We start from the raw sequence: 26,369 nt of genomic DNA, 5'->3' as shown, positions 1-26,369 counted from the left end.
TTCTCCTTATTTTAATAGCTTTTTCCGCGCTTGATAGTCGGGCATATACCGATGAATCAGCGCGTAAAATTCTTTTCCGTGGTTTTTATAGCGGATGTGCGCCAGCTCATGAACCACCACCGCGTCAATGGCCTCGTCGGGGGAGCGCATCAGGTAGCAGGAAAAACACAGGCTGTTTTTCGCGCTGCAGCTGCCGTACCGCTTTTGTGCGGAAGTAACCTTCAGCCCGGTGGGCGAAAGGCCCATGACTTCCGCATAGTGCGCCACCTTGTCCGGCAGAACAGCTCTGGCCCTCGCTTTCAGCGCGTCGATCTCCTCCTCTGTGGGAGGCGGTCCCGCCTGAGCGGCCCGCTGCCGGACCTTTGCCATATGACGCTCGATCCAAGTCTGATTCCGGGCGACAAAATCCCGAATGGTTCCTTCTGAACAGCGCAGCGGCGCGCGCACCAGCAGGCGGCAGTCCCTTGTAATCTCCAGCGCCAGCGTCCGTCGGCGGGAGCGAATGAGCGTATAATTCTCCATGCAGTTTAAAATACCACAGTACCCCAAAAAACGCAAGGAAAAGGTTCTCCCCGCTTCGTTTTGCGGAAAATGCTTCTTGTAAAAACGCCTCTGACGCGGGACCATTCGCCACCCTGCCGCATAGGATGGAACGTCCCCGGAACCACTCCGGGGGATGAACCAGAAAAGAGGGATCTGCCTTGCATATCAATGAAGCCTATGAGCATACGCCCATTTTGCCCTATTCAGACGATCAGGTTTCCTGCCCCGTGACCGGCTGTGCCAAAACCGGAACGCAGTGCGTGAATGTCAGCCAGCCTGTGGTTCTGACCCCCGTTGCCACGGTGGGTACAGTGACGACCTTCTGCACCGGAGTCCCCACGGTGACCTGTGTCACCAACTCGGCAGGCACCGCCTGCACCGTGACGCTGACTCAGCGGGTCTGCGCCTCGATCCCCGTGACCTTCGGCGTGAATCATACCGATGGCGACCCCACCATCAGCTGCGCCGCTGCTTTTGGCGACGGCGCAGGCGCGGACTCCTCCTGTGTCTGCATCGAATAAGCAGCCCTTTCATAAAGCCGTGGGCGGCGTCGCAAAGCGACGCCGCCCTCAGTTTTTAGGGAGAAGAGCACTCTTTAGCCGCTTTTCCAAGGAAAAACCAGCGAAATCCATATTGCCAGAATGGGGGCGAGCGGGTATACTAAAAAACAATGGAAACTTGGAAACATAGGCGGGAAGGCCCGCTGTACGAAAGGATGGCGTCTATGAGCGCGTATGCTGAAATGAGTAAGCAGAACCTGCTGATTGAGCAGGAGCGAGTGTCCCGTCAATTTGAAACGCTCCGCGACCGGAAGCTGAGCCTGAACATGGCCCGGGGCAAGCCCGGAAAAGCCCAATTGGACTTGGTCAGCGAAGAGCTGCTACATGCTTTGAAATCACCGGCAGACTATGTGTCCGACGGAATTGACTGCCGCAATTACGGCGAGCTTTCGGGCTTGCCCGCTGCCCGCCGCCTCTTCGCGGAGATTTTGGGCTGCAAGCCGGAGCAGGTGTTTGCCGCGGGCAACTCCAGCCTCCAGTTGATGTATGACACAATTTCCAAGGCATATACCCACGGACTTTTGCACAGCGAGCGTCCCTGGTGCAAAGAGGCTCGTGTGAAATGGCTCTGCCCCGCTCCCGGCTATGACCGTCACTTCAAAATTACAGAGTCTTTCGGATTTGAGCTGGTTGCCATTCCCATGACGGAAAACGGCCCGGATATGGACGCGGTGGAATCCGCCGTTCAGGACCCGCAGGTGAAAGGCATGTGGAACGTACCGAAATACTCCAATCCGGACGGGATCATCTATTCGGAGGAAACGGTGCGGCGCATCGCCGCGCTTCATCCCGCCGCGCCGGATTTTCTGCTGATGTGGGACAACGCCTACTGCGTTCACGAGTTCGAGGGGGCGTTCGTTCCTTTCCCGGATATTCTGAGCGAATGCGAAAAGACGGGAAATCCCGACATGGTATTCGAGTTCGCGTCCACCTCTAAAATCACGCTGCCCGGAGCGGGCGTGGCGTGCTTCGCCTGCTCCGAGGCCAACATGGACTATGTGAAAAAGCTGATTGGGGTGCAGGCCATCAGCTTTGACAAGGTGAATCAGCAGCGCCATGTGCTGTATTTAAAGGACAAGGCCCACACGCTGGAGCTGATGCGCCGCCACGCGGAAGTGCTGGGGCCCAAGTTCCGCTGCGTCACGGACGCGCTGGAAAAAGAGATTGCCCCGCTGGGCATCGCCTCCTGGCAGCGGCCCAAGGGCGGCTACTTCGTCTCCCTCAACGCCATGCCCGGCACAGCCAAGCGGACACTGGACCTGTGCAAGGCTGCGGGCGTCACCATGACCTCTGCCGGGGCCACCTTCCCCTATGGAAAGGACCCGCAGGACAGCAACATCCGCATCGCCCCTTCCCTTCCCCCGCTGGAGGAACTGGAGCAGGCGGTAGAGGTGCTGTGTGTCTGTCTAAAGCTGGCGGCACTGGAGAAGATTCTGAAATGAAATACGTTGGAAGTGTGTACCGTCCCCCCTCCGAGGCCCGGAGCCTCATTGTTCAGGTGACTTACGGGTGCAGCCACAACACCTGCGCCTTTTGCAGCATGTATAAGGAAAAGCGGTTTGCTATCCGGCCGCTGGAGGAAATTCTGGCGGACTTCCGGGAGTCCCGGAAGCTCTATCCCGCCGTGAAGAAAATCTTTCTGGCCGACGGGGACGCACTGGTGCGAAAGGCCGGGGAGCTGGAAACCATTCTGGACACGATTCGTTCCCTGTTCCCGGAGTGCATCCGCGTGACCTGCTACGCCTCGCCCGACAGCGTGAACATCCGCACGGACGAGGAATTACAGACTCTTCGGGCCAAGGGGCTGAGCATGGTCTACATGGGCCTTGAATCCGGGTGCGACGCGGTTTTGGAAAAGATGCGAAAGGGCCACAACGCGGCCTTCATCGTGGAGATGGGGAAGAAGATCCGTCGAAATGGCATCGCCCTCTCCGTCACCGCCATCACCGGCCTTGGCGGGCCAGCACTTTTGGAGCGCCACGCGGTGGAGACGGCGGCAGCCTTCAACTCCATGAACCCGGAGTACATCGGGATGCTGACGCTAATGGTGGAGCCGGGAACGCCGCTTTTCGACTGGGTACAAGAGGGGTCCTTTCAATTGCTGACCCCGGCGGAGGACCTGCGGGAAACGCGGCTGCTGGTGGAACATTTGGACAGCCCCGGTAGCGTGTTCCGCATGAACCACGCCAGCAATTATCTGGTGCTCCGGGGTACGCTGAACGCCGATAAGGCCGCCATGCTGGCGGCGATTGACCAAGCCGCGGCGGACATGTCCCTGCTGCGGCCGGAGGAATGGCGCGGTCTTTAAACAGATGCGACGCAAGTGGAAAATTTTGTGGCAGCTTAAAGAAAAATACTCTTGACATCCGCTGCAAAATCGGATAGGATATTCCCAATCATGAGGGAGTAGCCGGCACAGAAATGTGCATCCGCTGGCGTCAATACGGGCAGAATTTCTGCCCCGCTTCGGATCGAACTGGCGAGACTTTTGAGCAAACGCTTTGGCGTTGGCGCAAAAGTCTCGCTTTTTTTGCGTCGGCCGGTAGGAAAGGAAAGAAGAACAATGGCAGATAAAAAAGAAATCTGGCAAAAGACAAGAGTGGAGCTGTTCCGCGACCTCAGCTGCACCGAACAGGGATTGACGGGGGAGGAAGCCGCAACGCGCCTCCAACAGAACGGTCCCAATGAGCTGCGTGCAGAAAAGCAAAAGTCCACGGTCCGCATTTTTCTGGAGCAATTTGCGGACTTTCTGGTTATTTTGCTGATCGCGGCAGCGGCAGTGTCTATCGCGCTGGGAGACGCGGAGAGCGCTGCGGTCATTTTAGCGGTCATTACGATGAACGCGGTGCTGGGCACGGTTCAAACCGTGAAGGCCGCCGCATCGCTGGAAAGTCTCAAGCGGATGTCCGCCCCGACGGCCAAAGTGCTGCGGGACGGCGTGGTAATAGAAATTCCGGGACGGGACGTTACCGTGGGCGACGTGGTGTGTCTGGACGCGGGCGACGCAGTGTGCGCCGATGGGCGGCTGCTGGACTGCGCGGCGCTGAAAGCGGACGAAAGCGCCCTCACCGGTGAGAGTCTGCCGGTGGAAAAGGACCCCCAAGAGGTCGCCGGAGACGCGCCTTTGGGCGACCGGAAGGACATGGTGTACTCCGGCAGCTTCATCACCTATGGACGCGGACGTTTTCTGGTCACCGGCGTGGGAATGGACACGGAGATGGGCCGCATCGCGGCGCTGCTGAAGGCCGCTGGGGAAAAGAAGACGCCTCTGCAAGTAAGCCTTGACCAGTTTGGCAAAAAGCTCTCCCTCTGCATCTTGATTCTCTGCGGCATCCTGTTCGCCGTCAGCGTATTCGTGCGGAACGAGCCGGTGATGAACGCGTTCCTCTTCGCCGTGGCGCTGGCCGTGGCGGCCATTCCGGAGGCGCTTTCCTCCATCGTCACCATCGTCCTCTCCTTCGGCACCCGAAAGATGGCGAAGGAAAACGCGATTATCCGGAAATTGCAGGCAGTGGAAGGCTTGGGCAGCGTATCCGTTATCTGCTCTGATAAAACAGGCACCCTGACGCAGAACAAGATGACCGTGCAAAAGCTCTACGCAAAAGGAAAGATCATCCCGGTAGAAGAGGCGGATTTCGGCGATCCCCTGCAAGAGCCGCTGCTGCGCGCCGCCCTGCTTTGCAGCGACGCGACGGTGAACGAAAACGGCGAGGTGGGCGATCCCACGGAAACCGCGCTGGTGCGCCTCGGCGAGCGGTTCAGCTTTGACGAGGAGGAGACTCGCCAAAAGTACCCCCGCCTAACGGAGATTCCTTTTGACTCCGACCGAAAGCTGATGTCCACGGTTCACCAGCTCTCCGGCGGACTCATGATGATGACCAAGGGCGCGGTAGACGTGCTGTTGGACCGCACCCACATCTCTCAGGAGGAGCGGAAGGAAATTGAGGCCGTCAACGAGCAGTTTTCCCGGGAGGGACTGCGTGTGCTGGCTTTCGCCTGCCGAAAGGTGGATGCCCCGTCGGTCAATTTGGGCGATGAAAACGGATTGGACTTTCTGGGACTGATTGCCATGATGGACCCGCCCCGGGAAGAGTCCGCCCGGGCGGTGGCAGAGTGCGCCGCCGCAGGTATTCGTCCGGTGATGATCACCGGTGACCACCGGATCACCGCCGCGGCCATCGCCAAAAAGATCGGTATTCTGACCGAGGGCACCGAAGCCGTGGACGGCGCGGTGATCGACACGATGAGCGACGAGGAGCTGAAAGCATTTGTGCCCAAGGTCAGCGTTTATGCCCGGGTGTCTCCGGAGCATAAAATCCGCATTGTGCGGGCTTGGCAGGAGCGGGGAAATCTTGTGGCCATGACCGGCGACGGCGTGAACGACGCCCCGGCCCTGAAGCAGGCGGACATTGGCGTGGCCATGGGCGTCACCGGCACAGAGGTGGCGAAGGACGCCGCCGGAATGGTGCTGGCGGACGACAACTTTGCCACCATCATCCGGGCTGTGGAAAACGGCCGGGGCGTGTACGCCAACATCAAGCGAGCCATTCAGTTCCTGCTCTCCGGCAACATGGCGGGAATTTTGACGGTGCTGTACGCATCCTTGGCGGGACTTCCGGTGCCCTTCGCGGCGGTTCACCTGTTGTTTATCAATCTGCTGACGGACAGTCTGCCCGCCATCGCGCTGGGTCTGGAGCCGCAGAGCGAGGACGTGATGCTTCAAAAACCCCGTCCCCGGAGCGAGGGAATCTTAACAAAGGATTTCCTTACCAACGTGGGTGTGGAGGGCTGCGTCATTTCCCTTGCCACCATTGTCGCGTTCCACATCGGCCTTTCCGCCGGCGGAGCGGCCACCGGCAGCACCATGGCGTTTGCAACCCTGTGTCTGAGCCGCCTGTTCCACGGGTTCAATTGCAAATCCGCCCACCCCGTTCTGTTCACGAAGAAGTTCTTCAATAACCGCTATTTGTTGGGTGCTTTCGCTGTTGGCGGACTGCTGCTGGGAAGCGTCTTGATGGTTCCGGCGTTGGAGCCGCTGTTCAGTGTGGCGGCGCTGTCTGCGATGAATCTGGGCGCTATCGTGGGTCTGGCCTTTGGCAGCATGGTCGTCATTCAGATTCTGAAAGCCCTTCGAAAGAAATAAGATTCTGATTGAAAATCTTTTATTCGTTCTTTTTAAAGCGGCCTCTGCCCTTTCGGGCAGAGGCCGTTTTACTTTGTTTCCGCCTTTGAACGAAGACTGCGCTTCGCTCCCTTTCCCCTCTTCCTTAGGCCGGAAGTCGTGAAAGGGAAAAGATACCTCATCGGTCAAATCCCAGATACAAGCACCCACCGATCACGATAAACACCCACAAATCATAGCGAAGCAGCTTGCCGAGCAGTGTATATAGTGCACGGATGGGACTCGTCCCGCCGCTGACTCCCCAAACGATTCCGCCCCAGATCAAAACCAACAGCACAATGCCCGCCACACAAAATGCCAGCCGAATCCCCCGCCGCTTGATGCGGATATCTTTCCAGATAGACAGCGTTCCCAGTCCCAGGCCGGCCAGTGCCAGTCCCGCCATCGGGCGGGCAGTGGCGCGGTAAATCAAGCCGGGCAGAACCTGATACGTCCGCGCCTGCAACGTCTTGAGCTGAGGAACCAGCGTCAGCTCAAGCACCACCCAAACTACTAAAATCACGGCGCAGACAGCCGCGAACGCGATCCGCTCTCGGCGGCGGTTCGGATAGGGAACCTCCACCGGACGCACACCGTAAATCAGGCCGTTTACATCCGTGCCCAGTGCCTGCGCCAGCTCCGTCAATGTCTCGATGTCGGGCTGCGTTTTGCCCGTTTCCCACGAGGAGATGGTCTGACGGGTAACGTGCAGCTGCTCCGCCAGCGCATCCTGTGTCAGATTCCGCTCCCTCCGCAGTCCTCTCAGATTTTTTGTAATTGCGTTCATTTCATCAGCTCCTGTCACCATCCTAGCAAACCGGCGAAAAAAAGTCACGCAAGGAATCCTTGCACTCCGATAAATGCAGTGAAAAGCCGGGCTTTGCCCGGCTTTTCGCTGTTTTATTCTCCTTGTGTCTGCGCCGCCGCGCCGCCCAGATCCACGTCTCCGGTTCCGGCGGAGGCGGAGGCCTTCGGTGCGCTTGACGCGCCGCCCAGCCCGAAATCCTTTTCCACGCTGGCGGTGTCCCGGTGAAGCATCGTCTCCATCACCCGGATATCGCTGTCCACATCCATGGCATCCGACTTATACAACTCGTCCAGCTGGTGTTCAAACCCCGCTACGATGGAATCCATAGTCTTTTCAATGCGCTGCTTCGCCTGACGCAGGTTTTCCCCCTCCACGCCCGCGGCATCGAACTCCGCATAGGCGTCCAGCAGCTTTTGAGTGGTGGGTAGATAGTAATTCAGGAACGTATCAATGCGGCTGCGCTTTTTCGGATCTTCCTCCACCGCGCGAAAAATGCGGGCGGTGATCTCTTCCAGCCGGTCGATTTTAGCGGTCAGCATCGGGTCGGCGATCCGGTCGTTGGCCCGGCGGATATTCCGCAGAATGCCGGAATATCCTTCCTCCGTCTCCTTGGGCGCTTCTTTGGGCGGTTCCTTGGCGGCGGACTGGGCCTCCCGCCGGCGCTTGAGTTCCGCATCCGCCTGACTGCTGCGGAAGAAGTATCCCAGCCCCTGATCGAGATATGCCCGACCGCCGAAATACCCTTTATCAATCATCTTTCCAAGGTCTTTTCCAATTCTTCTTTCGGACCAGCCCAGTTTCCTGCTCAAATCCGCCAGCGGGACGGCTTCAGCGTCTCCCATCACCGCCAGATACCGGGCATAGCGGCGCATATTGGCGTCCATTTTAAGTCCGCCGCAAAACATGCCCAAGCCGCCCACCGCGATGGCCATATATTGCAGCAAATCCCAGATGAAGCCGGACACATAGCCTGAAAACACCATGTTCGCCGGGTCGCTTGCGGAGAGCAAACCCACCGCCATCATGATGATGCCGATAATTTTCAGCGTTCGGGCATTGGACTTCTTGATCGCCGGAGACTTCACCATATTCTGCGCCGCGGTTCTGGCGCGACTGTCCGCCGCCGCATGGCGGGCAGCGTGTCCCTGCTCTCCCGCGTAATTCACCTGCAGGGGGGGTGGAACGGCAGCACTCCGCTTCTTTTTATTGTCGTTCCCAAACAGCTTTGAAAACAGCAGAAACAACGCCACAGGCCAAACGCCGATGGCGAACAGGAATACGATCAGCGCCCAAGAACCCCAGCCGCCCTCCTTCTGTTCCCCACCTTGGTTTCTACTCGGCATTGTCCTCACTCCTCTTTTTTCTTTAACTTTTCCTTAGACCCGTCAGGCCGCTGAAGGTACGTGTGATCCAGCTGACCCTGTAAATTTCCCAGCACCGCGTCCACATACTCCCGGCGCAGCGCGGCGCGCTCCTGCTCCTCCTGCTGCGTCAGTCCCTCCGGGGACTTGGCCTTGCGGGCCAGTTCGTTGATGCGGTCGATCTTTGTTTGCTCCATAGCTTCCTCCTGCTCAGGCATCTGCGCGTTCCCGCACAAACACCAAATCCATTTCCTCAACGTGTCCCGTGCCTCGCTGAACCGCCGGAAGCCAGCCTGCGTACCGCCAGCCCTCCGCAGCACGGCGGAGGATGACCTCCCGGTGGCCCTCCGTCTCAATGCCGATTCCGCCGAAGATGCTGTATCCGCCCATCTCCGCGTGAACGCGCTCAAATTCATATTCCAGCATGTCCAGCTCCTTATCCATAGCGTTTGAGGACGATGGAGGTGCGTCCCTTCTTCGTCACGCCGCCAACCGCCTCCACCAGAAACTTTCCAAGTCCCCGCGCAGAGACGGTGTCCCCCTCCGCCAAAAGCCGATCCGGCTTTGTGCACTCCTGCCAGTTCACCTGAACTTTGCCGCTTTCAATCAGCGACGCAGCCTTGCCACGGGCCATCTTAAAGCCGGTGGATGCCACGGCGTCCAGCCGCAGACTCATCACCGTGTCCCGAACTTCCTGACAGCTCTCCTCCGGCGCGGACAGCTCCGATACGTCGATGGCGCTGACACTCAGTTTCGCCCGGCCCGCCTGATCCCAGCTTTGGAGTAAAAAGTCCGCCACTCCCTCCAACACGATCAGGTCGCAGGACTCCTTCCCCGCCAAAATATCCCCCGTTTTCTCCCGGGTGATGCCCATGCCCATGAGGCTGCCCAAAATGTCCCGGTGCGTCAAATCGTACTCCGGGCGGTATTTCGCCCGCAGGCACCGAAGAGGGCTTTGCTCCGCCGCGCTCTCTTGATCCAGCCAATCGGGCAGAAACAGAAAAATTCTGCGCTCCGCGCCCTCATAGCCGCCGAGAGATACGTACTCCGTTTCCCGCGCTCCTGCCAAGCGCAGCAGCGTCTCGGCGGAGGCCCGCTCCTGCGGAGAGAGGAAATCCGTGGCCGTGGGAATATTGCGGTTGCGGCTCTGTTCCAGCTTGTCCAAAACGCGGGCCAGTATCAGCCGCTCGTCGCCGCTTTTTGCCGCCTTGTCCAGCAGCTTCGTTTTATCCATGCTGTAACTCCTGTGTGTGATAGAGCGCCGCGTAGGCGCCGTTTTTCGCCAGCAGTTCCTCGTGAGGCCCCTGCTCCACGATTTCACCGTTCTCCACCACCAAAATCCGGTCCGCGTTGCGGACGGTGGAGAGCCGGTGGGCAATAATCAGGGTTGTTCTGTCCTGAGCCAAACGGTCAAAGGTGGCCTGAATCTTCGCCTCGGTCACGCTGTCCAGCGCGGAGGTAGCCTCGTCCAGAATCAGAACCGGGGGGTCCTTTAAAAAGATCCGGGCGATGGAGATACGCTGCTTCTGTCCGCCCGAAAGAAGGGTTCCCCGCTCGCCCACATAGGTATCAAACCCATCGGGCAACGCCATGATGTCCTCATAGATTTCCGCCTCTTTCGCGGCCTGAAAAATCTCCTCTTCTGTGGCGTCGGGCCGACCGTAGCGAATATTTTCCAGCACGCTGGCCGCGAAAAGAAAGACCTCCTGCTGTACCACGCCCACATTGCGCCGCAGCGAGCGCTGCGTCACTTGGCGCACGTCCCTGCCGTCCAGCCGCACACTGCCCTCGGACACGTCGTAAAACCGGGGAATCAGCTGGCACAGCGTGGATTTTCCGCCGCCGGAAGGACCCACCACCGCCACCGTCTCGCCGGAGCGGATGTGCAGGTCGATTTCGCGCAGCACCGGCAACCCGTCCCGGTAGGCAAAGCTCACATGATCCAGATCAATGCGTCCCTCTACCCGGGAGAGATTTTCCGCGCCGGGAGCATCCTTCAAATCCGGCTCAATGCGCATCAACTCGGCAAACCGTTTCAGCCCCGCCGTGCCGTTTGCAAACAGTTCCATGAAGGAGGAGAGCTTGCGGATGGGGCTGACAAAGGTGGTAATATACAGGCTGAATGTGATGAGGTCGATGGTATTCATCTGTCCGCGCATGATGAGCCACCCGCCCACGGCAATCACCGCCGCCTGCAGCATGCATAGGAAAAACTCCATCACGGCGTTGAACCGGCCCATGGCCTTGTGAAACATCCGCTTGGAGGTTTTGAACGTCTCGTTAGAGGAATCGAATTTGTGCAGCTCCGCCTGTTCGTTGGCAAAGGCCTTAGCGGTGCGGATGCCGGAAAGGCCGGACTCAATGTCCGCGTTGATAGAGGCGGTCTTCCGCTTCACCGCGTCGGACGCCTCGCCCATGGACTTTCGGCAGCTCCAAACCACGGCAAAAAATACCGGCAAAATCAACGCAATCACCAGCGCCAGCCGCCATTGGATGGAGAACATCACCGCCAGCGCGCCCACAATGGTAACAATGGAGATGAACACATCCTCCGGCCCGTGGTGGGCCAGCTCCGTGATGTCAAACAGGTCGGCGGTCAGGCGGCTCATCAGCTGCCCGGTGCGGTTTTTGTCATAGTAGCCAAAACTCAGGTCCTGCATGTGGTGGAACAGGTCCCGGCGGATATCCGCTTCCACCAAAATGCCAAAGGTATGGCCGTAATAGCAGATCACATAACTCAGTCCAGCGCGGAGCGTAAACGCCGCCATCACGATAACCATGACCACAGTAAATGCCTGCCACGCATTGGCGGGCAGCAAGGTATACATGCACCACCGGGAAATAAACGGAAACGCCAGATCAATCAGGGACATGATCAGTGCGCAGGTGATGTCCAAAAAGAAAAGCCGCCGGTGGGGCTTAAAATAGCTGATAAAAATCTGCAATAAGGAACGTTCTTGAAATTCTTTGCCGGTCATGTCTCTCTCCTGTTTTTTATCCGATTCCTGTTCAGAACCGCGAAATTTCAATATAGAGTTGATTATAACACGCCCGTGTGCTCCGCGCAACAAGCAATCCCGGTCAAACGCCCTGCATCTGACCGGGATTTTATCCTTGATTCCCAAGCACTGCGCTCAGGAGATGGCCTCGCTTCCCACGGTGTAATCCGTCCACGGTCCGCTCTCCGGCCAGACAGCGGTGCAGTCAGAGAAGAAATAGGCACCCAGGCCGCTCCGCCACTTCTGCGCGTCGAAGTGCAGTACCGGCAGACTGTAACATTCCGTGTCGTGTCCGTAGTTTTCTTTAATGGAAAACAGAACGCCGTCCTTCCAGTAAAGGCCCTCCCGGTCAATATAGCCCTGCTCCGCCAGCTCGTCGAAAGTTCCGGTCAGAGGAGTCACACCGTGGGCCTGCCCAAACTGCCAGATAATCGCGGATTTTTCCGCGGCTGTCAGTTCTCCGGGAGCGCCGCTCAAATCCACGCCCACGTAGGGAACCGTGCCGCCGTCCTCCATTCCATTGAGTCCCGCATCCACGGCCCAGAGGTCGTCCAGCACCCGGAGATAAAGTCCGCACAGGTCGGCAAGTCTACCGTCGGGCGCTGTCTGCGCCCGCAGGGCCGAGACGTTCGCTAGCTGGGCGGGATACGTCTCTAGGACGTCGCCGGAGTATTCCACCTCCAATGTCATTCCGTCGGCAAGGTCTTCGGCGGCGGCGTTTTTTCCGTCCACTGTCACTGGAATCTCTCCCACCGGCAGAGTATACACGCCGTTTGCCGTTCCGTCCAGATCCGCCAGCAGCAGCCGACCGTCCGCCGCCCCGTCCACAATACGGCAGGTGAGAACCGCTCCGGCGGGCCGGGTTTCTCCGGTTCCGGAAGCCGCGCCATCCGGCAGGGTACTCCCGCCGCCCTGCGGTACCTGCCCGCAGGCGCTCAACACCAGACTCAGCGCCGCGAAAAACGGTAGAATTTGTCTATAATTCATTTCGGTTCATCCTCCTTTTCGGTTTGGACGGAGCCGTTCACCATTTCGTTCCACCTCTTTCAGATTTTGTGCGGATAAACAAAGATTTTTCTATTGACAAATCCATGAAAACGAGTAAACTAAACATGTGATTATTAAATTTAAAAAAGTTTAGGAGGTGGCCCCATGACGCAGCGAGAGCGCCAGCTGCTGAACTGGATCGAGGAAAATCCCCTGATTTCCCAGCAGGAACTGGCGGAAAAAGCGGGCATTACCCGCTCCAGCGTGGCGGTACACATCTCGAACCTGATGAAAAAGGGCTGCATTGCCGGAAAGGGCTACATCGTCCGCACCGAGCCATACGCAGCGGTGGTGGGCGGCGTGAACATGGACATCGGCGGCTGGCCGTCGGAATCCCCGGTGGCTCACGATTCCAATCCCGGACGGGTGCGCATGAGCCTTGGCGGCGTGGGGCGGAATATCGCACACAACATGGCCTTGCTGGGGATGGATGTGCGGCTTCTGACAGTGTTTGGAGACGATTTGAACGCCCAGAAGATTGCCGCCAGCTGCGCGGAACTGGGCATTGACGTGTCCCACGCCCCGTTTCTGTCGGGAGAGCACACGTCCACTTACCTATTTATTACGGACGAGCGTGGCGACATGGCGCTGGCAGTCAGCGACATGGATATTTACCAGCATCTCACCCCCCAGTTTTTAGCCCAGCGGCAAAAACTGCTGGACGGCGCGCAGGTGGTGGTGGCGGATACGAATCCCCCGGCGCAGACGCTTCAATATCTGGCGGAGCACTGCGCGGCCCCCATCTTCTGCGACCCAGTTTCCACCGCGAAGGCGGAGAAAATACGGCCCATCCTCGGCAAGCTCCACACCCTCAAGCCCAACCGCATTGAGGCGGAACTGCTCTCCGGTGTGAAGATCACCGACGAGGCGAGTCTGCGTCTGGCGGCAAAAACGCTGCTGGAAACCGGCTTGCGGCGGGTCTTTATCTCTTTGGGCAGCGACGGGGTTTTCGCTGCCGATCACGAGGGAAGCGTTCATCTGCCGGTCATCCCCGGCACCATGGTGAATACCACCGGCTGCGGCGATGCATTCATGGCCGCCATTACTTGGGCGTATCTGCAAGGTACGAATCTGGAAGGCACTGCCCGACTGGGTCTGGCCGCGTCCTCCATCGCCATGGAGAGCGGCGAGACGATCAATCCCGCCATGCGGGAGGAGGAGCTGCTTCGCCGGGCCAAAACCGGTGAGACGGCGTAGTCCTTTAAACGCCCGATTTTTTAAAACAAATTGCTATTTCTTGAACAAATTATACGTGGAGGAATCATTATGTTGAACAAATATCTGGATATCGCCCCCGAAGTCAAAGCCGCGCTGGACGCGGGCAAACCCGTTGTGGCTCTGGAATCCACCATCATCTCCCACGGTATGCCCTATCCTCAAAACGTGGAGACGGCGCTGAATGTGGAGAAGCTGATCCGGGACAACGGGGCCGTGCCCGCCACCATCGCCGTCATCAAGGGCCGCCTGAAGGCGGGCCTCAGCGAAGCGGAGATCGACTATCTGGGCAAGACCGGTCACGCCGTTCCCAAGGCCAGCCGCCGGGATCTGCCGGTGCTGGTGGCACAGGGCCGAGACGGCGCCTGCACCGTTACCACCACCATGATTATCGCCAACCTCGCGGGCATCAAGGTCTTTGCTACCGGCGGCATCGGCGGCGTGCACCGGGGCGCAGAAACCACCATGGACGTCTCCGCCGATCTGGAAGAGCTGGCCCATACGCCCGTTATGGTCATCTGCGCGGGCGCCAAATCCATTCTGGATCTGGGACTGACGCTGGAGTATCTGGAAACTCATGGCGTTCCCGTCATTGGCTACGGCACGGAGGAACTGCCCGCGTTCTACACCCGCAAATCCGGCTTCAAGGTGGACTATGAGCTGGACACGCCCGCGGAGCTGGCAAAGGCATTTCACGTCAAGCAGGAGATGGGCCTCGGCGGCGGCATGCTGGTGACCAACCCCATTCCCGAGGAATACTCCATGGATGCAGATGCTATCAACAAGGCTATCGACGAGGCAATCACCGACGCGAAGAAGCAGGGCATCCACGGCAAGGAGACGACTCCCTTCCTGCTGGCAAAGATCAAGGATCTCACCGGCGGCGACTCTCTGAATTCCAACATCCAGCTGGTGTATAACAACGCCCGTCTGGCCGCCAAGACCGCCGCAGAGCTGGCAAGCCTTGCAAAGAACTGAAAGTTGATATAAAATGAGCTGGCCGGGATACCCCGGCCAGCTTTTTTCAGGAGGTCTGTATGGAAACCGTATCATTTATTCCACCAGAGTCCACCGGAACCACACTTTGGGCTTTTATCGGCTCGCCTTGGGGGATTCTCGCTGTGTGGCTGGTACTTATCAACCTGATTACATTTTTCGTATTTGGTTTTGACAAGTGGAAAGCCAAATGGAAGGAACACCACGAATCCGCCCGACGCGTCCCGGAAAAAACGCTGTTTTTTCTCAGCGCCATTGGCGGCAGTATAGGCGCGCTGATTGGGATGAAGGTCTTTCACCACAAGACTCTGCACAAGACGTTCCGCTTTGGTATCCCGGCGATCCTGATTCTGCAGTTCGTCGTCGCCGCAGGAATCTGGGTCTATTTCCACTCCGCTTGGTGAGCGGTCATCGAGGAATTTATTGAGGCAGAGGATCCAAAGCCAAATGGCTTTGGACCCTCTGCCTCAATTTGTTCATCAATATGCCGATCCGGTGTGCGTCTTTCTTAAATCAGGCAGGGAATTTTATACGCCGCCGAAGCGGAAAACGATGCCAACGACGGCGGAAATTCCAATGAAGATAATGGGGTGCCACTTCTTCGTGGGTTTCACCCAATTGGTGAACACCAGCAAAATCGCCGCCAGAATCAAACCCTGCCATTTCAGCAGGCTTGCCCAGTCCACGCCTGCCGTGGAAACAGCGGCGGTATTTATCAGCGTCTCCACGATCACGCCTGCGCAAGCCGCGCCGATCAGTCCGGTGGACGCGGGGCGCAGGCCGTAAAACGCAAATTCCACATATTTATTGTGCCGGAACTGCTGCAAAATCGCCGCGATAATCAAAATTACGATAATGGAGGGCGTCACCTCGCCGAGGGTTGCGATCACCGCTCCCGGGACGCCGGCCACCGTGAACCCCACATAGGTCGCCATGTTGATGCCGATGGGGCCGGGTGTGGATTCGGACACCGCCAGCATGTTCATCAACTGCGCCTGCGTGTACCAGCCGGTAGACTCACCGATATGGGACAAAAACGGCAGGGTTGCCATTCCGCCGCCCACGGCAAAAAGGCCGGTTTTAAAAAACTCCCAAAAAAGCTGAAGATAGATCATGCCTTTTTCACCTCCAGCTGCTTGAGCACGATGCCCGCCAGCGCGGAGAGCACCACAAATACCACCGGAGAGACGTTCAGTGCATATCCCCCTGCCAGCACCAGCAGAAAAATCACCAGCGTCCGCTTATCCACCACGGACTTTTTCAGCAGCTTCACCACCGCGTTGAGAATCAGGACGCAGACGCAAACCTGAATCCCCGCAAAGGCATTCTGCACCCATGCCAAATCCGAAAAGTTGTTGATGAGGCCCGCCAGAATTGTAATGATAACGAGAGACGGAAACACAACACCCAGCGTCGCCACGATGCCGCCCAACGCGCCGCACAGCTTCTGCCCCACAAAGGTGGCGGTATTCACCGCGATGATGCCGGGCGTACACTGGCCGATGGCAAAATAGTCCGTCAGTTCATCCTCGGTGACCCAGCCCTTGTTTTCCATGATTTCCCGCTGCAAAATCGGCAGCATGGCCATTCCACCGCCAAATGTCATCACGCCCACCTTTGCAAAGGTGATAAACAGCTCCCAATACTTTTTCAATCCGCTTTCTCCCTTGATGTTTGATTCTTTGCCGTGCAGGTCTTAATCCACATAGCCATACATTCCCCGGACAGAGACTTCCCCGGTGCGGACGGTCCGCACCGTGCCGTCCGCCAGCCGCACGATCAAGCCGAATTCATCGTCGATATCCAGCGCCTGCGCCGTCTCCCGGCGACCGTCGGCGGAGAGCAGCTGCACGGTTTTCCCCAACGTCACGCAGTCCCGCCGGTACGCATCCACATACCGCTGGGTATCTCCCCGGCAGATGTCCGCATACAGCCGGTCCAGCGCCCGAATCTCCGCCGCCGCCAGCGCGGGGCGGGAGATGTGTCGGCCAAGGACCATATCCAAAGACGTTGCTATCTCAGCCAGCTCCGGACCAAAATCCTCCGGCGTTTGATGAACATTCACGCCAATGCCCATCACCAGATATTGCAGCCGTCCCGTCTCGCCCTCCAGCGCCATTTCCGTTAGAATGCCGCAGAGCTTTTTTCGGTCGATCACCAAATCGTTGGTCCACTTGATCTGCGGCCGCACGCCGCAAACCTCTTCCACCGCGCCGCACAACGCCACGGCGGTCTGCGCGGTAACGCAGGTCAGGCGCTCCAGCGGCACCTCCGGCCTCAGCAGCACGGAGAGCGCCACCAGTTTTCCCTTTGGATTCTGGAACACCCGATCCATGCGGCCCCGGCCCCCGGTCTGGCAGTCCGCCGTGACAGCTGTCCCGTCCGGAATTCCGGTCAGCGCCTGCTTTTTTAAATAAGTGTTGGTGGAATCCACGCTTTCAAGGCACACCAGATTTTTTCCCACCAGCGCCGTAGGCCCCAGAAAGCTGCGAATTTCCTTCTCTGTCAGCACGTCCGGCGAGCCGGTCAGCCGATAGCCCTGGCTGGTTCGGGCCTCGATGACATAGCCCTCCTTGCGCAGAGCATCCACCGCCTTCCACACAGCCGCCCGGCTCAAACCCAGCCGCTGGGCAATCTCTTCTCCGGAGAGGAAGTCCTCCCCGCGGCTTTTCAGCAGCTCCAGTACCGTTTGACGACTCATGAAGTCCGCCTCCTTCCGCAAATTCTGTGTCAGCATACCATATTCTGCCCATTTTGTAAACTGCCGCTCCATTTGTAAACTCGTTAAAAAACCATAGTTGACAATTTTGAAAAGTGTGCTATTCTATTGTAAACCAAGTTAATTTTCCGGTTTACAATAGGAGGCGTCATGAAAACAAAAATGCTGATTTTAACCGCTCTTTTTGCGGCGTTAACCGCCGTGGGCGCGTTTATCAAGATTCCGTTTCTCTATTCTGCCATTACTCTGCAATTTTTCTTCACCGCTCTGGCAGGCGTCCTGCTGGGGGCGAAATACGGCGCGCTCAGTCAGCTGGTGTACGTGGCGCTGGGTCTTTTAGGACTGCCCATCTTCACTTCCGGCGGCGGTTTTGGATACTTTCTTTATCCCACCTGCGGCTTTTTGATCGGACTGATCCCCGCCGCTTGGGTAATTGGCAAGCTGACGGCGGGCAGCCGGTCCCTGTGGCGTATCCTGCTGGCGTCTCTTGCAGGACTGGCGGTTTTGTATCTGGTGGGACTGCCCTATATGGCGTTTATTCTGAATGTCTACATAGGAAAAGGTCTGAGCACATGGGCTGTTTTCATGGCGGGCATGATTCCCTTCCTCCCCGGCGATATGGTGAAAATTCTGGTGGTGGGCATTCTCTCGCCCAAGCTGCTGCCCCATGTGAAAACCCAAGCCGCAGCAACGGAGAATCCCTCCTGACCTTTAAACTTAAAACTCATTAAAAAAGCGTTCCGCAAACGAACTTCGTCTGCGGAACGCTTTTCTTCTGCTTACGGAGTTTCATTTGTCTCGGAAGGCACCGCAACTGCGCCGCTCGTCTGTCCAGCAGGGGTTTGTGCGTTCTCCGCCGCAGGCACACCGGCATCCACAGGATTTTCTGCCGAGCCGGAAGCGGCAGATGCAGACGCGGAGGTATCCGGTTCCGGGAGGACTTCAGCAGGTGTTTCCGGAGCTGCGGCGGAATCAGTCTGCGCAAGTGCGTCGGCAGGCGTTTCCTTGGCCGACCCCAGCAGCCGGGCCTGCACCACCCAGCGGGTGGCATGACCGTTTCCGGTGCAGGTGGAGAGGGTGACGATTCGGTCGTTCACCGTGGGGACCACGCCGGTGTCGTAAAGCGACTGGGACAAGCAATAGTCAATGTATATCTGCTTGGCGCTGTCGCTGTGCTGGCCGATGCGATAGGTGTCTCCCTGCGTACTGACCTCATAAGCGGCAAAAATATCGTATTTCCGGGTTCCGCTATCATCGGTGATATAGACTGCGGGATGGCTTTTGAAATAGCTCTTCTGCTTGTAGTTTTTCAATCCCGCGAACATAGAGCCGTCGTTCATCCGGTGTCCGTACACAAGGGTATTGAAATCAGAAAAGTCGCCGCTGTTGTTGCACTCCAGAAAAATTGCTCCCACCACACTGTTCCACTTTTTCCAAGTGTGGCTCAGATAATACTGGTTATCCGTTCCCTGCACCAGCGGATAGGAGATTTTGGTTCCGGGAATCAGAATCCAGCCCAGCACATCGCCATTGACCTCTCGCAGAGCGGAAAAATCCATGGCGGCCAGCGCATCGGCATAGGGGTCAACATATGTTGTCCCCGTTTCAGAGGAAGACGCTGGCGGTGCAGTCTCCTCTGAAAAATCCGGCAGGCCCACCAGCTCTTCGGCCTCGGAATAGGTCTGCGCCCCCTCCCGGTATTGGAGCAGCTGGCGGATCAAAACACCGATGCTGCCTAAAAACACAACGGCCAGCAGGACGATCAAGGTCTTGCGCACCTTCTTCATAATCCCGCTCCTTTCATAGCATCCTTCATGCGTCCATCCTGCGCCGGAGCTGATCCGGGTTGTCCGCATAATCCAACGCAGTCTCCCGCGTGATTTTTCCGGCGCGGAACAAATTCAAAATGGACTGATCCATGGCGAACATGTTCTCTTTCCCGGCTGTCCGCATTTCATTTTCAATCTGATAAGTCTTGCAGTCCCGAATCATGCTGCGCACGGCGCTGTTCATCGTCATCAGCTCAAAGGCAGGCGCCATCCCCCCATCGTTCTCCGGCAGCAGCTGTTGGGACGCTACCGCCCGCAGTACCATGGCCAGCTGCGTCCGCACCTGAGACTGCTGCTGGCTGGGAAACGCATCTATAATGCGGTCAATGGTGTTCACCGCGCCCTTGGTGTGCAGTGTGGCGATGACCAAATGTCCCGTCTCCGCCGCGGTCATGGCGGTGCGGATCGTCTCGTGGTCCCGCATTTCGCCAAGCAAAATCACATCCGGTGCCTGACGGAGACTGGCCCGCAGAGCTGACAAATAGTCCACCGTATCAATCGTGACCTCCCGCTGGCTGACAATGCTTTTTTGATCGCGGTGGAGAAATTCGATAGGGTCCTCCAACGTGATGATATGGGCTTCCCGGGTCCGGTTGATCCGGTCGATCAGGCAGGCCTGCGTGGTGGACTTGCCGCTACCCGCAGTGCCGGAGACGATCAAAAGGCCGTGGGTGTCCTCCACCATGTTCATGATGCTCTCGGGAATACCCAGAGTTTTATAGTCCGGCACATCAAAGGACACAACCCGGATGACGGAGGCCATGGATCCTCTTTGGCGGTAAGTGTTCACACGGAACCGGGCAAGGCCCGCCAGCGCAAAGGAGAAATCGTCGTCCCCCGTTTCCAAAAACCGCTTCATATCCCGGTTTGCCAGACGGTAAACCTCCTGAATCAGCTGCTGCGTGACATCCGGCAGAACGCGGCCTTCCGTCAGGGGCCGGATATGACCGTCCAGCTTTTCGCTCACCGGGCCGCCGGCTACGATGAACAAATCGGATGCCCCGTCGCTCACCGCTCTTTCTAAGTACTGTTTCACTTCCATCGGTCTTTTTCAATCCTTTCACCGCAGTGGTCCTTAAAACATGACGGCTTCTCCGTCCCAAACCTCAATGCTGTCGTCCGGCGTCCAGTCCGCGGTGGAAACCGCCTTCCAGCGCAGAACCTTCCAGTCCGTTCCCTCCAGATATACGGAAACGGACAGCACCTGCGTATCGGAAATAGGGACGGTATATTCATAGCGGGTTCCCCCGCCGTCCGTCTCGGCGATCACACCGTCAGGCATCTCTCCACCGCGCAAACGGGCCAGAATCTCCTCCGCCTGTGTATCCGCCGCATAATAAGCGGTCACGCTGTCCGCCGAGGCGCGGCTCATCTTCGCATTATTTTGTGCTGTGGAAAGGCTCAGCATCGCCAGCACCGTCAGGCACAGCACGGCAAAAATAATCAGAAGGGAGCTGCCCCCCACCACCGGTGGGGAAAACCGCCGACTTTCGCGCTCACGCATCGCCGTCCACCTCCTGCCATGCCACGAACAGTTCCGACAAGATTTCGCCGTCCGCCGTGCTCACCCGCACCTCCGCCTTGCCAAGACCCGGCTGGGCAGGGACATTTTGCACCTGCAAGCAATAGGCATACTCCGCCAAGTATCCGACTGTTTCCCAGTTCTCGTCATAGAGCGCGTAGACAACGCCCTGTTCCGTGCGTCCTGTCAATTGACCTTCCAGCCGCGCCGCGTCAAAGCCCTCCGCCTTGCATCGCTCCGCCGCGTTCTGCGCCTCGATCACTGCCCGATCCCGGGCCGCGCCGGTTCTGGAAATGCGGCTGGACAGCGCGAAGGCCTGCACGCACAGTGCCGCCGCCAAAGCGAATACCAGCGCCATCACCAGCTGCTCCATCAGCGCCAGTGGCGCTTTGCTCCTCATGCGCCCACCCCCTCTGGGCAGCGGGGGGATAGCACCAGCCGACTGGTATTGCCGTTTACGTCGGTAGCTTCCACTTGAATCAGCTCCCCGTCCCAGCCAAACCGCAGTCCCTGCGCCTCCAATACCGGCTCGCCGTCCTCCTGGGCATATACCCCGCCCTCCACGGTGAACAGCTCCCGGATGTAGCCGTCATAACAGTAAATGGCGGTGACATATTCCTCTCCGCCGTAAGTCTCCTTCAAGTTCAGCGTGTCGTACCACAGCCCGCCGTCCCCGCCGGAAAAGGAGATCGCCCCCGCCTCGTCGGCGTGGCGCACCTTCGCCGCCACGTACTGCACGCCAGTGCGCCGATCCCAGCTCTCCTGATCCCGGTTCGTTTGGGCACGATAGGTGCGCGCCCCCGTCAGCAGAACCAGCAGGACGCATACCGCAAACACGCCGAAGCTGAGAAGGACAAACAGAGCATCCATATGATGTTGTCTTCCGCTTTCTCTCATGCGCCCTCGTTTTCCACCACTGTGATATCCGGCATCAAATTCTCCGCAAAAACCTCATAGAACACGGTGTATCGGCTCTCGTCCACCTGCATGCCGTAATGCTCCTCCAAATACGCCAGCGTCGGTGGGTAAAGCCCCTCGCTGGCGTAACAGGTCACTGCGGCACGGCGCACCGCGTCCTCCAGCCGGTCCCGCCCCTCGGCAGTGCTGCCGTGGGACAGGTTCTCCACCGCCAGCGTCAGCACCAGCGCCGCCAGAAGGATTGCCGCCGGGCCCGCCAAAATCCGCAGGACGGAGGTAAATTTCGTCTTCACACTCATCCGCTCACCCGACAGCAGACAGGATGTTCAGCAGCGGCAGCATGGCGGAGAGCAAAATGACCCCCACCAGCAGCGATCCCGCAATGGTCAGCACCGGCTCCACCCGGCCCACTTGCTCCTGCAAGCCCGCTTCCCCCTCGTCGGAAAGGCGGCGGGCAATCTCCTCCATCACCGTGTCGGCGGACCCGCTGCGCACTCCCAGTGCCAGCATGCGGCAGTACACCGGCGGAAACGCGCCGGTTTCCTTCAGCGCATCCGCCAGCGGCGCGCCGCCGTCCAGCTTAGCACGACAGTCCTGACAGCGCTTTTGGGCAGCGGGAATATCCTCCATCAAAGACCCCGCCAAATCCAGCGACTCCTCCATGGGAAGGCCGGAGCGAAGGCCCATGGACAGCGCCTGTGCCATCCGGGCGGAGGTCAGCTTTCCCGTGACGCCCTTGACGGCGTGTCTCGCTCTCCAGATACGAAGGCAGCGATCCCGGAAGGAATCCGACACAGCAAAAGCAGCCAGCACCAGCGCCGCCAGCGCCAGCAGCACGCACATGACCGGCAATACGCCGTCCAGCCAAAGTCCCGCCCGAAGCAGTCCCCCGGCCACGCCGGTCATGGCCCCGCCCAAAGAGCGGAACACCTGATCGAACACCGGCAGTACCTTGGCCAGCAGTACCACCACCACTACCAGCATCAGCAGCAGCAACAGCGCGGGATAGAGCAGGGCGCTGCGCACCTGCGATTCCAGCCGGGCGCGGTCATCATAGTAGCGCGACAGGGCGTTCAATGCCTCTTCCAGCCGCCCGGTGCGAAAGCCAACCCCCACAAGGCCCGTCACATACGCGGGAAACGCGCCGGTATCCGCCATAGCTCTGGTTAACGGCGTTCCGTCGTCCACAGCCTTGGAGAGGTATTCCACCACGGCCCGGTCACTCGCGGCACTCTCATCCTCCAGAATCAGGTGCAGGCCGTCGTCCGCGCTGATCCCTGCGTGGAGCATCAGCGCCAGCTCCATGCACAAAGTTGATATCTGATTGTTGGAAAGTCTGTTCATGCTTGAACCCTCATTCTCAAAAAATGGGCAGTCAGCCGCCGCAGTCCGGCTAATAAAGGGAAAAAATGGGCTTGCAGATACTGCAAGCCCATTTTAACGTTTTTCAATTCAATAGTAAAGGCTTTTTCGCTCGGAAGGCGGATTCACGTCAGATTCAGAAACAGCGGAGGCTGCCGAAGCAAATCTAAGTGTTTTGATGCGGGACAAGGCCAGCAACGCTCCGCCGGAACGCCGCACTGCGGTCAATCTTTTTAAATCCCGCCTTAGTAAACGTACTTCGCGGTATAATGGGTGCCGTCGCCAATGTAGCTCATGATCTCCTTGCTCTGCTTCCCGCTGGAGGCAAAGGTGGGGTCCATCAGCTTCCAAGACACCCCGTCAAAATAGATCGCACCGTTGACCCAGCCCGTCTCTACGGAGTAGACGTTGATCCAAGCGTGGTACGCCGTACCCGCATACCCCACCACCAGCTTGCAGGGAATATCCTGACTGCGGAGCATTCCGGCCATCAGAGAGGCATAGTCAAAGCAGATGCCTTTTTTCTGGGCCAACACTGTGTCCAGTACAGGGAGATAACCGCTTTTCACCGTGGCGGCCTTTTCTTTGTCATAGGTCAGGTTGTTCACCACATACTCATACACCGCCTGCACCTGATCCAGCGTCTCGGTTTTGCCCTTGGTCAGCTGTTTGGCCTTGGCAACCGTCTTCGCCGCGTCCGAATAATCCACATACTGGTTGGGCAGCAGGAAGGGGGCAAACTCGTTCTCCAGCGATACAGTGAACGTCACCGAGGTGACCGTGGCATATTTGCTGCCGGAGACATTTTGGAACACGGTGGCTTTATAGCTGCCGCTGCCGTCGGACAGGGAGAATACCGCCCACTTGCCCGGGGTCAAGTCATAGGTATAGGTCACGCCGCTGGGGCCGGTCACCTGCGCCTTCAGTTTTACCGCGGACGACGCGGTATACTGGGCCATAATATATCCGTCCGCAGTGTTGGAATAATCAATGACCGCCTTATCGGTCTTCTGTACCAAGGTTCCAGGGGCCTTTGGCGTAATAGACAGGGGCACCGCCGAAGGAGATTCCGCCAGCGCAACGGCCTCATCCTCGATGTTCCACGTCTCGCCGCCGAGGGCCTCAGCCGCTGCCGACTCGGCGCTATGGGATTCCGCAGCGGAGACAGCCGCGCTCTGCGTTCCGCCGGCCGCGCCGCAACCTGTCATCAAAGCCGCCGCCAGAAAAGCTGCGGCCGCTCTTTCCAATTTACTCCTCATCGTCTGTTCACTCCCCTTTGTCCGCCAGACCGCTTCAAGCCTTTTTATTCGACAATATTGTATCAGTCTCTATCCCAAAAGTAAAGTATTTTTCCACTCTTTCATTTCATTTTATATGGAATATGTAACTTTAAGTAGGTAACAGTTGCAAAAAAAATAGGGCTGTGCTATCATGCAGATATGTTAACCCCGATAGGTCTACCAGATTCTTTTTATTTGAAACCGGCAGGAGGTGGCGCACTTGGATGAAGGGCATCCGTCCATTCTGAAAATTCAAATGCTTGGGGGATTCTCTCTGTCCTGGAACGGTCAGGAAATTACCGACGGCGACAATCGTTCGCGGAAGGTATGGCTCCTTCTGGCCTACATGATCTGCTGCCGGAACCATCCGATCCCGCAGAATGAGCTTTTCAGCCTTCTGTGGGGCGATGAGGGGACCACCAACCCTGTCAACGCCCTGAAGACCATGTTCCACCGGGTTCGCTCCATGCTGGACGGATTGGGCGCCGGCGCAGGCCACACGCTGATTGTCCGCAGAGAGGGAAGCTATACATGGAACGATGCGGTTCCCGTTTGCGTGGATGTAGAAGAATTTGAGAGTTTGTGCCAATCCGCCGCCGCGCTGCAAGATCCGCAGGCGCAGCTGAAAGCCTATCAGAACGCACTGGATCTCTATCAGGGCGATTTTCTTCCGAAGCTGTCGTCCGAGCCATGGATTGTTCCTCAGTGTACTTATTTCCACAATCTTTATTTAAGAACTCTCCGGGCCGTTCTTCCCCTGCTTCGGGAGCAGCAGCGTCACGCTGAAATCGTGGCGCTTTGCAATCAGGCAATTCTGGTAGAGCCTTACGACGAGAGTCTATATCAGTTCTTGATGCGCGCACAATTGGACCTTGGCGACCAGCCGGGTTCTATTAAAACTTATGAAACCATGAGCGATTTGCTCTTTGCGAACTTTGGCATCATGCCCGCGGATGAGAGCAAGGCTATCTATCGGGAAGCCGCCCACACTGTGAACGAGCGGTCCATGAATCTGGGCCTTCTGCGGGAGCAATTGGATGAGAACGGCAGCTCCAGCGGCGCGCTGCTGTGCGATTACGACTTTTTTCGCATTGTCTATCAGGCAGAAGCCCGCGCCGTGGCCCGCAGCGGCGAGGCGGTTCACATTGCTTTGATCTCCGCCACGGGAAACGAATCCAAGCCGCTGTCCCGCCGTAGTCTGGACTGTTGTATGGATAATTTGCAGGATGTGGTGATCGGAAATCTTCGCAAGGGCGATGTGGTATCCCGGTGCAGCGTCTCCCAGTACATCGTGATGCTTCCGCAGGCCAACTACGAAAACAGCTGCATGGTATGTGACCGGATCCTTCGGGCCTTCGCGCGGCAGTATCCCCACTCTCCCGCCAAGCTGGGCTATACGGTTCAGCCCTTGGTTCCCAACGCCTGAGTTTTTAGGCCTCTGCCCGCCAAGGTCAGGGGCCTTTACTTCGCGGCTATAAAATTTCACCGGTGAGACACAAGGGAAGAGGCACTTTCAACTTTTGAAAGTGCCTCTTCCCTCTTTAAATTCCGCCAAGATTTTGCGTGCGCCGTCTCTTTTTTACCGCCTCACAGCACGGATACCAGCAGCCACACCAGTCCGCAGGCCCCCGCTCCGGTCAGGGACCACAGCACCGGAGGCATCTGGTCCATCCGCTTGCGCAGCCCCGCGCCGCCGGTGTATTCCTGCGCCACCCGGCGGGCCTCCTCCACCAGTTCCCGGGCTGAGACGCCTTCTCCCGCCGCGTCGTTGCGCACGATAAAGATTGCCTGCTCAAAATATCGTCTGTCCGGCGAATCCACGACCACTACCCGCCGGGAAATCCCTTTGACCATTCCATTCCACTCCTTTTTTTAACTATCCCGCGCTGCGGGACCGCAAATTATCCAGACTCATTTTGACACCTGTGGGAAAAAATTATACTTATAGTCGAGAAAGATTTTTATTGCAGCGTCAAACCTATCAAATCCTGATTTTTTAACGCCGCCACTCTATCGGTTTCAGGGATGAAGCGCAAAAAGCGAAGACCT

General features: G+C 57.9%; 29 protein-coding genes. 9 read left to right on the top strand and 20 right to left on the bottom strand.

Translation table 11 applies throughout. From position 1 onward, the window contains the following. Positions 1 to 6 precede the first annotated feature (6 nt). Positions 7 to 558, bottom strand: a complete 552-nt coding sequence (locus ON16_RS12980) for a M48 family metallopeptidase (protein ID WP_243441833.1) — start codon at positions 556 to 558, stop codon at positions 7 to 9. Between the two features lie 143 nt (positions 559 to 701). Here ON16_RS12980 and ON16_RS12975 point away from each other — a divergent pair, with 143 nt between their 5' ends. The 4 genes from ON16_RS12975 to ON16_RS12960 all read left to right on the top strand — a co-directional run bounded on the left by ON16_RS12975 (position 702) and on the right by ON16_RS12960 (position 6,246). Then, positions 702 to 1,064, top strand: a complete 363-nt coding sequence (locus tag ON16_RS12975) for a hypothetical protein (protein ID WP_040663441.1) — start codon at positions 702 to 704, stop codon at positions 1,062 to 1,064. A gap of 203 nt (positions 1,065 to 1,267) precedes the next feature. After that, positions 1,268 to 2,545, top strand: a complete 1,278-nt coding sequence (locus tag ON16_RS12970; protein ID WP_040663437.1) for an aspartate aminotransferase type Ic — start codon at positions 1,268 to 1,270, stop codon at positions 2,543 to 2,545. Continuing rightward, on the top strand, positions 2,542 to 3,411 hold the full coding sequence (locus tag ON16_RS12965) for a radical SAM protein (RefSeq protein WP_040663434.1): 870 nt from the start codon (positions 2,542 to 2,544) through the stop codon (positions 3,409 to 3,411). Before ON16_RS12970 ends, ON16_RS12965 begins: the two co-directional genes overlap by 4 nt. A 255-nt stretch (positions 3,412 to 3,666) precedes the next feature. Next, positions 3,667 to 6,246 (top strand): cation-translocating P-type ATPase, encoded by a 2,580-nt coding sequence (locus tag ON16_RS12960; RefSeq protein ID WP_040663431.1) that lies wholly within the window; start codon positions 3,667 to 3,669, stop codon positions 6,244 to 6,246. A gap of 157 nt (positions 6,247 to 6,403) precedes the next feature. Here the strand turns inward: ON16_RS12960 and ON16_RS15125 are convergent, their stop codons facing one another. From ON16_RS15125 to ON16_RS12925, 7 genes are all read right to left on the bottom strand, one after another. After that, the gene (locus ON16_RS15125; RefSeq protein WP_051131761.1) at positions 6,404 to 7,051 is read right to left on the bottom strand and encodes a helix-turn-helix transcriptional regulator; all 648 of its coding nucleotides are present in this window, start codon (positions 7,049 to 7,051) and stop codon (positions 6,404 to 6,406) included. Positions 7,052 to 7,164: 113 nt separating this feature from the next. Further along, complete coding sequence (locus tag ON16_RS12950) at positions 7,165 to 8,415, bottom strand: 5-bromo-4-chloroindolyl phosphate hydrolysis family protein (RefSeq protein ID WP_040663428.1); 1,251 nt, start codon at positions 8,413 to 8,415, stop codon at positions 7,165 to 7,167. A 5-nt stretch (positions 8,416 to 8,420) separates the two neighbouring features. Continuing rightward, positions 8,421 to 8,630: a DUF896 domain-containing protein gene (locus tag ON16_RS12945; RefSeq protein WP_040663424.1), complete on the bottom strand. Its 210-nt coding sequence runs from the start codon at positions 8,628 to 8,630 to the stop codon at positions 8,421 to 8,423. A 13-nt stretch (positions 8,631 to 8,643) separates the two neighbouring features. Continuing rightward, positions 8,644 to 8,859 carry a DUF4177 domain-containing protein gene (locus tag ON16_RS12940; protein WP_040663775.1) on the bottom strand — a complete coding sequence of 72 codons (216 nt, stop codon included), beginning with the start codon at positions 8,857 to 8,859 and terminating at the stop codon, positions 8,644 to 8,646. Positions 8,860 to 8,869: 10 nt separating this feature from the next. Beyond that, the gene (locus ON16_RS12935) at positions 8,870 to 9,667 is read right to left on the bottom strand and encodes a YlmH family RNA-binding protein (protein WP_040663421.1); all 798 of its coding nucleotides are present in this window, start codon (positions 9,665 to 9,667) and stop codon (positions 8,870 to 8,872) included. Further along, a complete protein-coding gene (locus ON16_RS12930) occupies positions 9,660 to 11,411 on the bottom strand; it encodes an ABC transporter ATP-binding protein (protein ID WP_040663419.1) in 1,752 nt (583 codons plus the stop codon). Before ON16_RS12930 ends, ON16_RS12935 begins: the two co-directional genes overlap by 8 nt. 156 nt (positions 11,412 to 11,567) lie before the next feature. Then, a complete protein-coding gene (locus ON16_RS12925) occupies positions 11,568 to 12,419 on the bottom strand; it encodes a hypothetical protein (protein ID WP_040663416.1) in 852 nt (283 codons plus the stop codon). Positions 12,420 to 12,584: 165 nt separating this feature from the next. Between ON16_RS12925 and ON16_RS12920 the strand changes: the two genes are divergently transcribed. From ON16_RS12920 to ON16_RS12910, 3 genes are all read left to right on the top strand, one after another. Continuing rightward, a complete protein-coding gene (locus tag ON16_RS12920; protein ID WP_040663413.1) occupies positions 12,585 to 13,676 on the top strand; it encodes a PfkB family carbohydrate kinase in 1,092 nt (363 codons plus the stop codon). A gap of 69 nt (positions 13,677 to 13,745) precedes the next feature. Next, complete coding sequence (locus ON16_RS12915) at positions 13,746 to 14,672, top strand: pseudouridine-5'-phosphate glycosidase (protein ID WP_040663410.1); 927 nt, start codon at positions 13,746 to 13,748, stop codon at positions 14,670 to 14,672. 59 nt (positions 14,673 to 14,731) lie between these two features. Beyond that, positions 14,732 to 15,094 carry a DUF1294 domain-containing protein gene (locus tag ON16_RS12910; RefSeq protein WP_081579710.1) on the top strand — a complete coding sequence of 121 codons (363 nt, stop codon included), beginning with the start codon at positions 14,732 to 14,734 and terminating at the stop codon, positions 15,092 to 15,094. Between the two features lie 123 nt (positions 15,095 to 15,217). Here ON16_RS12910 and ON16_RS12905 read toward each other — a convergent pair whose 3' ends face one another. The 3 genes from ON16_RS12905 to ON16_RS12895 are packed head-to-tail and all read right to left on the bottom strand — an operon-like array spanning position 15,218 to position 17,391. Continuing rightward, positions 15,218 to 15,805, bottom strand: coding sequence for a chromate transporter (locus tag ON16_RS12905; protein ID WP_040663407.1), 588 nt, complete (start codon positions 15,803 to 15,805; stop codon positions 15,218 to 15,220). Further along, positions 15,802 to 16,344: a chromate transporter gene (locus tag ON16_RS12900; protein ID WP_040663404.1), complete on the bottom strand. Its 543-nt coding sequence runs from the start codon at positions 16,342 to 16,344 to the stop codon at positions 15,802 to 15,804. The genes ON16_RS12905 and ON16_RS12900 overlap by 4 nt, the downstream gene beginning before the upstream one ends. A 42-nt stretch (positions 16,345 to 16,386) precedes the next feature. Continuing rightward, positions 16,387 to 17,391, bottom strand: a complete 1,005-nt coding sequence (locus ON16_RS12895; RefSeq protein WP_040663771.1) for a biotin--[acetyl-CoA-carboxylase] ligase — start codon at positions 17,389 to 17,391, stop codon at positions 16,387 to 16,389. 168 nt (positions 17,392 to 17,559) lie between these two features. On the opposite strand from ON16_RS12895, the gene ON16_RS12890 reads away from it, so the two are divergent. Then, a complete protein-coding gene (locus ON16_RS12890; protein ID WP_040663401.1) occupies positions 17,560 to 18,117 on the top strand; it encodes a biotin transporter BioY in 558 nt (185 codons plus the stop codon). A gap of 71 nt (positions 18,118 to 18,188) precedes the next feature. Here ON16_RS12890 and srtB read toward each other — a convergent pair whose 3' ends face one another. The 8 genes from srtB to ON16_RS12850 all read right to left on the bottom strand — a co-directional run bounded on the left by srtB (position 18,189) and on the right by ON16_RS12850 (position 24,299). Further along, positions 18,189 to 19,196 carry a class B sortase gene (gene srtB, locus ON16_RS12885; protein ID WP_051131759.1) on the bottom strand — a complete coding sequence of 336 codons (1,008 nt, stop codon included), beginning with the start codon at positions 19,194 to 19,196 and terminating at the stop codon, positions 18,189 to 18,191. 25 nt (positions 19,197 to 19,221) lie between these two features. Continuing rightward, positions 19,222 to 20,280, bottom strand: coding sequence for a type IV pilus twitching motility protein PilT (locus ON16_RS12880; protein ID WP_040663398.1), 1,059 nt, complete (start codon positions 20,278 to 20,280; stop codon positions 19,222 to 19,224). 33 nt (positions 20,281 to 20,313) lie between these two features. Next, the gene (locus ON16_RS15120; RefSeq protein ID WP_051131758.1) at positions 20,314 to 20,742 is read right to left on the bottom strand and encodes a hypothetical protein; all 429 of its coding nucleotides are present in this window, start codon (positions 20,740 to 20,742) and stop codon (positions 20,314 to 20,316) included. Beyond that, positions 20,735 to 21,160 carry a hypothetical protein gene (locus ON16_RS12870; RefSeq protein WP_040663395.1) on the bottom strand — a complete coding sequence of 142 codons (426 nt, stop codon included), beginning with the start codon at positions 21,158 to 21,160 and terminating at the stop codon, positions 20,735 to 20,737. The genes ON16_RS15120 and ON16_RS12870 overlap by 8 nt, the downstream gene beginning before the upstream one ends. Beyond that, the gene (locus ON16_RS15115) at positions 21,157 to 21,630 is read right to left on the bottom strand and encodes a DUF4860 domain-containing protein (RefSeq protein WP_051131757.1); all 474 of its coding nucleotides are present in this window, start codon (positions 21,628 to 21,630) and stop codon (positions 21,157 to 21,159) included. Before ON16_RS15115 ends, ON16_RS12870 begins: the two co-directional genes overlap by 4 nt. A gap of 23 nt (positions 21,631 to 21,653) precedes the next feature. Next, positions 21,654 to 21,977 (bottom strand): hypothetical protein, encoded by a 324-nt coding sequence (locus ON16_RS12860; RefSeq protein ID WP_040663392.1) that lies wholly within the window; start codon positions 21,975 to 21,977, stop codon positions 21,654 to 21,656. A 4-nt stretch (positions 21,978 to 21,981) separates the two neighbouring features. After that, the gene (locus ON16_RS12855; protein ID WP_040663389.1) at positions 21,982 to 23,022 is read right to left on the bottom strand and encodes a type II secretion system F family protein; all 1,041 of its coding nucleotides are present in this window, start codon (positions 23,020 to 23,022) and stop codon (positions 21,982 to 21,984) included. Between the two features lie 263 nt (positions 23,023 to 23,285). After that, positions 23,286 to 24,299 carry a transglutaminase-like domain-containing protein gene (locus ON16_RS12850; RefSeq protein WP_081579707.1) on the bottom strand — a complete coding sequence of 338 codons (1,014 nt, stop codon included), beginning with the start codon at positions 24,297 to 24,299 and terminating at the stop codon, positions 23,286 to 23,288. A gap of 241 nt (positions 24,300 to 24,540) precedes the next feature. Between ON16_RS12850 and ON16_RS12845 the strand changes: the two genes are divergently transcribed. Beyond that, the gene (locus ON16_RS12845; RefSeq protein WP_040663386.1) at positions 24,541 to 25,746 is read left to right on the top strand and encodes an AfsR/SARP family transcriptional regulator; all 1,206 of its coding nucleotides are present in this window, start codon (positions 24,541 to 24,543) and stop codon (positions 25,744 to 25,746) included. A gap of 161 nt (positions 25,747 to 25,907) precedes the next feature. On the opposite strand, the gene ON16_RS12840 is transcribed toward ON16_RS12845, so the two are convergent. Beyond that, a complete protein-coding gene (locus tag ON16_RS12840) occupies positions 25,908 to 26,174 on the bottom strand; it encodes a hypothetical protein (RefSeq protein WP_040663383.1) in 267 nt (88 codons plus the stop codon). Positions 26,175 to 26,369 lie beyond the last annotated feature (195 nt).

This window comes from Oscillibacter ruminantium GH1 (assembly GCF_000307265.1).
GTDB lineage: Bacteria > Bacillota > Clostridia > Oscillospirales > Oscillospiraceae > Oscillibacter > Oscillibacter ruminantium.
Note: the sequence above shows the minus strand (reverse complement) of the source record. Positions and strands in the feature narration are given on the sequence as shown.